The organism is Micromonospora acroterricola (genome assembly GCF_003172955.1).
GTDB classification, from domain to species: Bacteria; Actinomycetota; Actinomycetes; order Mycobacteriales; family Micromonosporaceae; genus Micromonospora; species Micromonospora acroterricola.
This window is the reverse complement of record NZ_QGKR01000233.1, coordinates 22,342-33,029: the sequence shown is the minus strand read 5'-3', so window position 1 is coordinate 33,029 and position 10,688 is coordinate 22,342. Positions and strand designations below refer to the sequence as shown.

Annotated in this window: 7 protein-coding genes; 2 read left to right on the top strand and 5 right to left on the bottom strand. The window is 74.6% G+C overall.

Going from position 1 to position 10,688, the window contains the following annotated elements; genetic code table 11:
- Nucleotides 1-6: 6 nt before the first annotated feature.
- A complete protein-coding gene (locus DKT68_RS31205; protein WP_161556689.1) occupies nucleotides 7-162 on the bottom strand; it encodes a hypothetical protein in 156 nt (51 codons plus the stop codon).
- Between the two features lie 123 nt (nucleotides 163-285).
- On the opposite strand from DKT68_RS31205, the gene DKT68_RS20975 reads away from it, so the two are divergent.
- On the top strand, nucleotides 286-2,175 hold the full coding sequence (locus DKT68_RS20975; RefSeq protein ID WP_201749127.1) for a hypothetical protein: 1,890 nt from the start codon (nucleotides 286-288) through the stop codon (nucleotides 2,173-2,175).
- Between the two features lie 59 nt (nucleotides 2,176-2,234).
- Here DKT68_RS20975 and DKT68_RS20970 read toward each other — a convergent pair whose 3' ends face one another.
- Together DKT68_RS20970 and DKT68_RS20965 are read right to left on the bottom strand one after the other, a co-directional pair.
- Nucleotides 2,235-4,040, bottom strand: a complete 1,806-nt coding sequence (locus DKT68_RS20970; RefSeq protein WP_236647004.1) for a glycosyltransferase family protein — start codon at nucleotides 4,038-4,040, stop codon at nucleotides 2,235-2,237.
- The gene (locus tag DKT68_RS20965; RefSeq protein ID WP_109819108.1) at nucleotides 4,040-6,022 is read right to left on the bottom strand and encodes a glycosyltransferase family protein; all 1,983 of its coding nucleotides are present in this window, start codon (nucleotides 6,020-6,022) and stop codon (nucleotides 4,040-4,042) included. The genes DKT68_RS20970 and DKT68_RS20965 overlap by 1 nt, the downstream gene beginning before the upstream one ends.
- A gap of 155 nt (nucleotides 6,023-6,177) precedes the next feature.
- On the opposite strand from DKT68_RS20965, the gene DKT68_RS20960 reads away from it, so the two are divergent.
- Nucleotides 6,178-7,371, top strand: a complete 1,194-nt coding sequence (locus tag DKT68_RS20960; protein WP_109819107.1) for a hypothetical protein — start codon at nucleotides 6,178-6,180, stop codon at nucleotides 7,369-7,371.
- 50 nt (nucleotides 7,372-7,421) lie between these two features.
- Here DKT68_RS20960 and dxs read toward each other — a convergent pair whose 3' ends face one another.
- Both dxs and DKT68_RS20950 read right to left on the bottom strand, forming a co-directional pair.
- Complete coding sequence (dxs, locus tag DKT68_RS20955; RefSeq protein ID WP_109819106.1) at nucleotides 7,422-9,368, bottom strand: 1-deoxy-D-xylulose-5-phosphate synthase; 1,947 nt, start codon at nucleotides 9,366-9,368, stop codon at nucleotides 7,422-7,424.
- Nucleotides 9,369-9,508: 140 nt separating this feature from the next.
- On the bottom strand, nucleotides 9,509-10,675 hold the full coding sequence (locus DKT68_RS20950; protein ID WP_109819105.1) for an anhydro-N-acetylmuramic acid kinase: 1,167 nt from the start codon (nucleotides 10,673-10,675) through the stop codon (nucleotides 9,509-9,511).
- Between the last annotated feature and the right edge of the window lie 13 nt (nucleotides 10,676-10,688).

Here is a 10,688-nt window from a genome sequence, read left to right as displayed (position 1 = left end):
GGCCGGTCACGGCCGCAGCCGCCACAGCGCGGTCCGGCCGTCGAGGCGGCGGCAGAGCAGCACCGCCGCCCACCACAGCGGGCGGCCGGCGGCCCGCGGGCGGCGGGGCGGCGACGACGTCGGCTCCTCCCGGACCTCGCCCAGCTCGATGATCGACGACACCGACCGTCCTTCCCGTCACCGCGTCCGGCCGGCCGGTGGCCACCACCCTGGCAAACCGACCGTTGGGCGTACCGGCCCGGCAAAAGCGACGCATCCCCGCCTGTACGATGGCCCGTCGTGGCCGTGCCGGTGGTAGACCCCTCGCTGAACTCCGTGACCGACGCCGTTCCCGTCGAGGTCGAGCCGACACGACGGCCTCCACGCCGACCGGTCCGCGCCGACCTGCTGGCCCTCGGAGCCTATGTGGTGCTGGGCGTCTTCGTGTGCCTCAACTACTGGGGGGACGTGCAGGGCCGGGTCTCCTCGCACCTGCCCACCGACCACAGTTGGTTCGAGTGGCTGTTCGCGCATGGCGCGTACTCGGTGCGGCACCTGGAGAACCCGCTGTTCACGGCGCGGCAGAACGCCCCGGACGGGGTGAACATGATGGCCAACACCTCGCTGCTCGGGGTGACGCTGCCGTTGTCCCCGCTCACCATGCTGCTCGGCCCTCAGGTGATGTACGCGCTCTACCTGGGCGGGGCGTTGGCGGCGACCGCCGGCACCTCGTACTGGATGCTCTCCCGGTACCTGGTGCGCTCCCGGGCGGCGGCGTTCGTCGGCGGCGCCTTCCTCGGCTTCGCGCCGGGGATCATTCACCACGCCAACGGGCAGCCCAACTTCGTGTCCAACTTCCTGCTCCCGCTGATCGTGGTGCGGGTGCTGCGGTTGGGCGAGCCCGGGCGGTGGCGGCGCAACGGGCTGGTGCTCGGGGCGCTGGTGGCGTACCAGATCTTCATCAACGAGGAGATGCTGCTCCTCACCGCGTTGGCCTGCCTGGTCGTCGTGCTGGCGTACGCCGTGCAGCGGCCACGGGCGGCGCGCGCCGAGGCCGGCCCGTTCGCCGCCGGGCTCGGTGTCGCGGGTGGGCTGGCGCTGCTGCTCGCCGCGTACCCGATCTGGTTCCAGTTCAACGGTCCGCAGTCCTACCGCGGCCTACAGGGCGGCGTCTTCCACAACTGGGGCGAGGACCTGGTCGCCTTCGTCACCTTCGCCCGGGACACCTGGGCCGGTGACCCGGCCGTGGAGAAGACGATCGGGATGACCGAGCAGAACACCTGGTTCGGTTGGCCGCTGGTGCTGCTCTCGGTGGTGGCCCTGGTGCTGCTCGTGCGCCGGTCGCTGGCCGCCCGGATCGTCGCGGTGCTGATCGTGGTCTTCACCGTGGCCGCGATCGGGCCGGTGGTGCGCTTCAACGGCGTGGAGACCGACGTGCGCGGCCCGTGGTCGTACGTGCCGGACGACCTGCCACTGGTCGAGATGATGATGCCGACCCGGCTGACCCTGGTGGTGGCCGCCGCGGTGGGCGTGCTGCTCGCGCTGATCTGGGACGCCGCGTCCCGCCAGGGCCGCCCGGTGACCGACCGGGCCCGGGTGCCGGCTCCGCGCGCCGGCGAGCCAACCTCGACGACGCCCGGCGAGGCGCCGGCACCGCTGGCGTCGGGCCGGCGGTGGTTGCGCCCGGTGGGGTACGCGGCGGTCGCCCTCGCCCTGCTGCCGCTCTTCCCCCGGCCGCTGCCGGCCCAGCCGGTGGACCCACCGCCGCACTTCATCACCGCCGGTGGCTGGCGACCGTACGTGCCGGCGGGCCGGACGCTGGTGCCGGTGCCGATCCCCAGTAACGTGCACGGCCTGCCCACGCTGCGCTGGAACGCGTTGACCGGCCAGCAGTTCCCCGTCCCGGGCGGCTACTTCATCGGCCCGAACGAGGTGGGCGAGGGGGTCTTCGGCGCGCCGAACCGGCCGACGAGCAGCCTCATCTACTCCACGATGGACGCCGGCGCCGTCCCCGCGCTCACCGACGAGAACCGCCGCCAGGCCGTCGAGGACCTGCGGTTCTGGCGGGCGTCGGTGGTGGTGCTCGGGGCCCATCCGCGCGAGGCGGTGCTCCGCGAGCTGGTCACCGCCCTGATCGGGCCGCCGCAGCGGGTCGACGACGTCTGGGTCTGGGACGTCCGCGCGCTGGTGGGCTAGTTAGCCGTTGGTCGGCTGGTCAGCCGCTGTGCCGGCGGGTCAGCCGCTGTGCCGGCGGGTCAGCCGACCTGGTCCCGAACGTCCCACACCCACCCTCCGTCGACCGGCCGGCCGGGGCCGAGCAGCTCCTCGACCGTCCGGCGGACCGGTTCGGGGTGCGCCAACCGGCCGAGCACCACCAGCGCGGCGCGCCAGTGCCGCAGGTCCTCGACGGCCTGCCGGCGGTCGGCGTCGGTGAGGACGGGCACCGCGCCGGTCTCGGCGACGCGGCGCAGCAGCACGGCCGTGGGCCGGTCGGGCGCACCCCAGCGCGCCGCCGGGTCGTCCGGGCCCGTCGGGCCGATGAAGTACCCGCCCGGCGCGCGGAACGCCAGCCCCGTGCGGGCGGACCAGAGCATCACCGGGCTCAGCGCGGCGCCGGTGACCGGGGGCACCGCGACCACGGTCCGGCCGGGTGGCACCAGCGGCCGCCACCCGCCGTCGGCGACGAACGTCGGCACCGGCGCCACCGGCACCGCCCGGATCGGCGTCGGGACCAGGGGCAGCAGCGCGGCGGCCACCGCGCCGGTCCACAACAGACGCACCGGCAGCCCCGGCGCGGTCGGCTGCCGACGCACCTCCCGGACCCGGTCCAGGGAGAGCGCCGTCAGCACGCCCAGCACCGGCACGCAGACCAGCGCGAACCGCGCCGGGACCGCGAGGTCGAGCAGCGGCAGCCCGGCGACCAGCCGGTACGGCCCCGGGACGCCGGTGGCCGTGCCGTCCACCCGCAGCTCGGTGCCGAGCGACAGCAGGGCGAAGACCGCTCCGCAGCCGGCCAGCGCACGGACCAGCGGCCGTCGCCACAGCCAGATCACGATCACCACGGCGAGCACCAGCAGCCCCGGCCCGAAGAACGAGTTCTCCTCGGTCGGGTTCGGCGAGAGCAGCCCCGGCAGCCAGTCGTCACCGAGCACGGTCTGCCGGGCCGACGCGGTGTACGAGGCCGCGTCCAGCTGGAAACCGTGCGCGGCGAACGCCATCCCCGAGTAGTGCTGCGGGCCGTGGAACTGGAACCACAGCGGGTACGCCAGCAGCACCGTCGCCACGACGGCCGCCACCCCGAGCCGGCCGAACAGGGCCGGCGCGACCCGCCGGGCCGCCACCCGGTCAGCCAGCGCGTAACCGAGGGCGAACACCCCGGCGGCGAGCGCCAGGAAGACCAGCACCTCCTCGCCGATGAAGACCTGCCAGACGAGCAGCAGCCCGAGACCGACGCCGGGCCGCCACACCCCGCCGGAAGCCCGCCCGGGCCGGAACACCAGGGCCAGGATCGCGGGCACCAGGAACTGGGCGGCCACGTGCAGGTGCGCTCCCGCCTGGGCGACCATGCCGGGGGCGAAGCCACAGACCAGCCCGCCGATCGCCGCCGCGGACCGGCCGGTGACCAGCCGGCGCCGCAGCAGCGCGTACCAGGCCGTCGCGGTGCCGGCGAGGCAGCAGACGACCGCCACGCAGAACGCCGCCTGCGAGCCGAGGAGCAGGGTCACCGGGGCCAGCGGGACACCCAGGCCGAGCACCGAGGTGTTCGCCATCAGGTTGACCCCGTCCGGCGCGTTCAGCGCGGTGCTGTAGAGCGGGTTCTCCCCCTCCGTCACCGCGCGAGCCGCGCGGGCCAGCATCCACTCGAAGAGGACCTGGTCGCCCGCCTGGTGGAACAGCCGCCCGGGATGACGCCACTGACCGCTGGTCAGCAGCACGGCCAGACCGAGGTAGCCCGCCACCACCAGCGCGTCGGGGAGCCAGGCGCGCCGGGACCGGCGGGGCGTCGCCGTGACCGCCTCCGCCGGGTCCGCCGTCGCCGAGGAGGCAGTCCCGGTGGCCATCAGACCGAGCGGTCGGTCAGCGTCCGGACGTCCCACACCCAGACGTCCAGCTCCTGGCGACCGGGACCGACCAGTTCCTCGACGGTACGCCGCAGCGGCTCGGCGTTCTGCTGCCGCAGCGGCAGCACCAGGATCGCCGCCCGCCAGTGTCGCAGCTCGTCCATGAAGCGGCGGCGCTGCCGGTCGTCCAGCTTCGGCGTCCGGCCGGTGGTCGCCACCTCCTCCAGCAGTTGGCCCACCCCGCTGGGGCGGCCGCCGAACCGGCCCGGGTCACCCGTGTTGCCGTTGCGGGGGGCGAGGAAGTAGCCGCCGGGGATCTTGAAGTCGAGGTTGGTGGACGCCGCCCAGCGCATGCCGTGCGTGTTGCCCATGCTGGGCACCGGGACCGGCACCAGCGTCTGGTCCGGGCCCACGTACGCCCGCCAGCGGTCGGCGGTGATGAAGTGCGGCACCGGCGGCCGGGAGACCATCCGCAGCGGCATCGGGACGATCGGCAGCAACGCGAACGCCAGGCCGGCCGCGGTGAGCGTCCGCACGGTACGCCGGTCGGCCGGGCGCAGCGCCCAGGCCCGCTCGACGGCCAGCGCGAGCAGCAGACCGACCACCACGCTGGTGATCAGGCCGAAGCGGGTCGGCACCACCGCGTCCAGCAGCGGCAGGTGGACCAGCCACTGCCAGGGGCCGCCGACCAGCTCCCGGTCCCACCAGGAGACCCGCTCGCCGAGGGAGAGCACGGCGAAGAACCCGCCGGTGATGGCGAGCGCCCGGACGATCAGCTCCCGCCGCAGCCACACCACGATGCCGACGGCGAGCATCGACAGGCTCCAGCCGAAGAAGGCGTTCTCCTCGGAGTAGTTCGGCGCCAGGTTGATGTTGGCCCGCTGGTTGCCGCCGAGGGTGGGCGAGCCGGGGGCGAAGAAGGCGGCGATGTCGTTGCCGTAGTCCTGCACCGCGTCGCTGAGCCCGTGGTACGCCATCGGCCCGGCGAACTGCACGTACAGCGGGTACGCGAGCAGCGCCCCGGCCAGCAGCGCGCACGCCGCCAGGCCGGCGGCCAGCGGTCGCCAGGCAGCCCACCAGCGGGCCGGCTCCTGGGCGAGCACCGCGAGCAGGAACACCCCGCAGGCCAGCGCCGTGAAGAGCAGGATCTCCTCGTTGATGAACGCCTGCGCGGTGACCAGCACCGCCAGCAACGTCCCGTCGCGCACCGGCCGGCGGGACCGGGTGAGGACCAGCACCCGCCAGACGATGAACGGCAGCAGGAACTGGCTGATGATGTTCGGGTGCCAGCTGGCGTGCGAGAGCATCGCCGGGGAGAACCCGCAGAACCAACCGCCGACGGCCGCGGCGAGCGGCGTCCGCACCAGGTGTCGGGAGAGCACGACGTACCAGGCCATGGCGGTGCCGGCGAGGCCGAGCGTCACCAGCGCCACGAAGGACACCGCCGGCCCGAAGAGCAGCGTCACCGGCACCATCGGGATGCCGAGCGCCAGCACGGCGGTGTTGGCCATCAGGTTGACGCCGTCGGGGTAGTTGAACTGCTCGGTGTAGAACGGGTACTCGCCGTGCAGCACCACCCGTACCGAGTGGGCGAGGAAGAACTGCACCTGGGCCGGGTCGCCGGTGTAGAGCGAGGCCACCCGTCCGGCCGGGTCCAGCCAGATGCGGCTGGTCACCCAGAGCGCGGCGAGCAGGAACAGCACGCCCACAGCCAGGTTCTGCCGCCGCCGCGTCCACCCCGTCCACCAGCGTCGCCGCGTCCCGGCCGGCGCCTTCACCGCGGAGCCCGCGTCGTCGTCCGTACCGACCTCGGCTGGCGCGGCCGGTCCGGGCAGCGCGGGCCCGGCGACGTCGGGGACCCTGGCGGGTGCGACCGAGGCGACGGCCGGATCGACCGGCGTGTGCCGGCTCACTGTCTCGTCGGGGCGGGCCGCCGCCTCCCGGTGCGGCGCGGACAGGGCGCGGGACTCGGCAGGCGTCACAGTCGGCGGAGTCTACCGGAGCGACGAAAGGGCACTAAAGCCCCGGTGATGTCCACTGTGGTGGGTTGGTCGGCGGCCACCTGAGGCGCTGCGCCGGACATCTCGTACTATGGCGCTTTCCGACAGCGACGACGAGGCGATCGGGGACGGATCAGGTGACTCCAGGCCGCCGACACGGCAGGGCGCTCACCGTCCTGCTGAGCGCCCTGCTGGCCGGCACGGCGTGTGGTCCGGTCGCCGACCGGAAGCCGCAGGACCTGCGGGTCGGGTACGACAGCCTGGACGGCTCGCTGGCGGTGTGGCCACCCCGCGGCGACCTGTCCGGCGACGCCGCGACGACGACGGCGGTCACCGACGCGGTACGCGACTGGCGGTCACCTGCCGACGACCGGGCGCACCTGCCCTCGTCCGGCATCCTCTTCTCCGGCCGGGTCGACGGCGCACCGGTGGCGCTGGTCGCCGCCGACGTGCCCGGCGAGAGCGCCTCCTGGCTGCTGCAACTCACCCGCGACGGCGACCGGTACGCGATCACCCGCGCCACCGAGTACACCGACCCCGGCTACCTGGTCTACTCCGACGTGCTGCCGGTGCAGACCGCCGGCGGCCGGCGCTACCTGGTCTCCGCCCGGGTGCAGCGGCTGCTCGGGCCCCAGGGCCGGGCGCTGACCGTCGCCGACGGCCTCAGCGCGCCGGTCGACGTGCCGGCCTGCACGGCGGTCCCGGTGACCGCGACCCTCCGGGCCACCGAGTCGCTGCCCCGAGGGCGGGCCGCCGACCGGTTGCTCGACCTGGGCACCGGCACCGCCGATCCGCGCTACCCGCTGGTACGCGACGAGTCCGGCACGGGCCGCCGGGCGCTCACCGGCCTGGACACGTGCGTGCTGGCCGGCGACCGGGGCCCGTTCGGCAGCATTCCGCGCCGGATCGGCGATCGGGACGCGCCGCGGTCGGTGCCGACGTCCTGGCCGATGGCGAAGCTCACGGTCCGCTCGCTCGGCGAGGTCGCCCTCGGTGGCGGCGAGCCGGCCGAGTTGCAACAGCTCAGCTGGGACACCGACGCGGGCACGATGACCGCGGTGGTCTACCGACCGGCCGACGGGAGCGCGCCCGTGGTCTCGCCCGCCGACCGGGCCACCCCGTTGCAGACCTACCAGCTACCGGTGCCCGGCCAGCCGCTGGTGGTGCTCAGCTGGCGAGCCACCCGGGACAGCTCGCTGTCGGTCCCGCCGGGCACCCCGCTGCTGGTCGAACGCCCCGGCCTGGTCGTCGTCCCCGAGCCGTCGCGCAGCCAGACCTTCAGCCTGGCCAACACCGACAAGACCCACTACCGCTCGATCACCCCCCGCTAGACGCGCGACGGCGGGCGTCCCCTCGGGGGCGCCCGCCGTCGCGGTACGGGTCAGTTCTGGGCTGGAGCGTTGGTCGGGGTCAGGCGGTCCGGGGTGGCGTCCAGGCCGGAGATCCACCCGGTGACGTTCCGGGCCACGTCCTGCGCGGTCAGGCCCAGGTCGGCGAGGATCTGGGCGCGGGTGCCGTGCGGGTGCCAGTCGGCCGGCACGCCCAGGTCCTTGAGCGGCACCCGGACGTCGGCGTCGCGCATCGCCTGGCCGAGCGCGTCGCCCACGCCACCGACCCGGACGCCGTCCTCGACGCTGACCACGAGCCGGTGGCCGGCGGCGAGCTCGACCAGCTCGGCCGGGACCGGGCGGACCCACCGGGGGTCGACGACGGTGACGCCGTAGCCCTGCTCGGCGACCCGTGCGGCCACCTCCATGCCCAGGTGGCCGAAGGAGCCGACGGCGACCAGCAGCACGTCGGTGCGGGCCGACTCGGCCAGCACGTCGACCGGGCCGACGCGGCGCAGCGCCGGCAGGTCCGCGGCGACCGCTCCGGTCGGGAAGCGCACCACGGTCGGGCCGTCGTTGACGGCCAGCGCCTCGCGCAGCTCCTCGCGCAGCGTCGCGGCGTCCCGGGGAGCGGCGATCCGCAGCCCCGGCACCACCCCGAAGACCGACATGTCCCAGATGCCGTAGTGGCTGGGCCCGTCCGGGCCGGTGATGCCCGCCCGGTCCAGCACGAAGGTCACCGGCAGCTTGTGCATCGCCACGTCCAGCAGGACCTGGTCGAAGGCGCGGTTGAGGAACGTGGCGTAGACGGCGACCACCGGGTGCAGGCCGCCCAGCGCCAGCCCGGCCGCCGAGGTGGCGGCGTGCTGCTCGGCAATGCCGACGTCGTACACCCGCTCGGGGTACTTGCGGGCCAGCTTGGCGATGCCGGTCGGCTCGGCCATCGCGGCGGTGATGCCCACGACGTCCGGACGCTCGTCGGCGACGGCCAGCAGCTCGTCGGCGAAGACGTGGGTCCACTTCACCGAGGGGGCGGCCAGCAGCGCGCCGGTCTCCACGTCGAAGGCGCTGCCCGGACCGTGCAGGCAGTCCGCCTCGTCCTCCTCGGCGGGGCGGTAGCCGTACCCCTTGCGGGTGACCGCGTGCACGATCACCGGGCCGCCGAAGTTCTTCGCCGCGCGCAGCGCCGACTCGACCGCCGCCACGTCGTGCCCGTCCACCGGGCCGACGTACTTGATGCCGAGGTCCTCGAACATGGCCTGCGGGGCGACCGCGTCCTTGATGCCCTTCTTGACCGCGTGCAGCACCTCGTACATCGGCTTGCCGACCAGCGGGGTGGAGCCGAGGGCGTCCTTGACCGTGTCGAGGACCTTCTCGTAGCCCGGGTTGAGCCGCAGCGAGGAGAGGTGGTCGGCCAGGCCGCCGATGGTGGGCGAGTAGGACCGGCCGTTGTCGTTGACCACGATGACCAGCGAGTTGCCGGCGGTGGCGATGTTGTTCAACGCCTCCCAGCACATGCCGCCGGTGAGCGCGCCGTCGCCGACCACGGCCACGACGCTGCGCGCCTCACCCCGCAGGGCGTACGCCTTGGCCAGGCCGTCGGCGTAGGAGAGCGCGGTGGAGGCGTGCGAGTTCTCGATCAGGTCGTGCTCGCTCTCGGCCTGGCTGGGGTAGCCGGAGAGGCCACCACGCTGGCGGAGCTTGTCGAAGCCGGCCTGGCGCCCGGTGAGGATCTTGTGCACGTACGACTGGTGGCCGGTGTCGAACAGGAGCCGGTCGCGGGGGGAGTCGAAGACGCGGTGCATGGCCAGCGTCAGCTCGACCACACCGAGGTTGGGCCCGACGTGCCCGCCGGTGCGGGAGACCTTGGCGATCAGGAAGTCCCGGATCTCGGCGGCGAGAACGTCCAGTTCCTCGCCGGACATCCGCTTGACGTCCTGCGGACCGCGCACCGTCCCCAGCAGCCGACCGTGGTTGGCCGTGTCCTCTTCAACGCTCATGACCGCAGAGTCTATCGGCCCGCCGGTACTCCGCAGCCCGGCCCGAGCACCGCGCGCCCGGTCCCGGCCGTCACCCACCGGCTGAGCGCCCGGTCAGACGCCGACCGGCCCGGTAACCCGCCGACCGGCCGCGCGCCTGGTCAGGCCCGGATCCGCAGCCGGCGCGGCGGTTCGACCGGCGTGCCGGGGTACGCCGGTCCGGCCGGGGTCCAGGAGCCGAGCACCGCGCCCCGGGTGGCGCCGGTCACCGACGGGATCGCCCCCGGCAGGCCGTGCCAGGACAGCCAGCCGAGCAGCGCGAAGGCGTACGCCTCCTTGGCCTGCGCGGGCACGCCCAGCTCGTCGGTGCCGCGCAGCCGCCACCGGCCGGCGCCCAGCGCGGCGAGCCGGCCCAGCAGGGTGGGGTTGCGCACACCGCCGCCGGCGGCCACCACCTCGACCACGCCGTGCCGGTCGCACTCGGCGGCCACCACCCGAGCGGTCAGCTCGGTCAGTGTGGCCAGCAGGTCGTCCACCGGCACCGGCTCACCGAGCGCGGCCAGCCGCCGGTCCAGGTACCCGGCGTGGAACAGCTCCTTGCCGGTGGACTTCGGCGGCGGCGCCGCGTAGTACGGCTCGTTCAGCAGGTCGGCGAGCAGCCCCGGGTGCACCCGGCCGGCCGCCGCCCGCGCGCCGTCGAGGTCGCACGGCCGGTCGAGGAAGCGCCGGGCCGCCGCGTCCAGCAGGGCGTTGGCCGGGCCCACGTCGTACCCGAGGACGGGCGCGTTCGGCGCGACCACGGTGAGGTTGGCGATGCCGCCGAGGTTCAGCGCCGCGCGCGGCGCGGCGCCGTCGGCCGGGTCCAGCAGCAACGCGTCGAAGGCCGGCACCAGCGGCGCGCCCTGCCCGCCGAGAGCGATGTCCGCCGAGCGGAGGTCGCTGAGCACCGGTACGCCGACCCGGGCGGCCACCCGGGCCACCGCGCCCAGTTGCAGCGTCCCCCGGACCACCCCGTCGGCGACCCAGTGGAAGACCGTCTGGCCGGGCGACACCACCGCGTCGACCCGCCCGCCGGCCAGCTCCAGGCCGACCGCCGCCGCGTCGGCGAAGACCTCGCCGAGGAGGTTGTCGAGCCGGCAGACCGCCTCGATCGTGGTGGCCGTCGGCGGCAGCACCGCGGCGATCTCGGCGCGCAGCCGCTCGTCGTGGTCCAGGCCGCGGTGCCCCAGCGGGCGCAGCCACAGGGTGTCCCCCTCGGCGGTGAACTCCGCCGCCACCACGTCCACCCCGTCGTACGACGTCCCCGACATCAAACCGACGATCCGCATGAGAGAAGGGCCT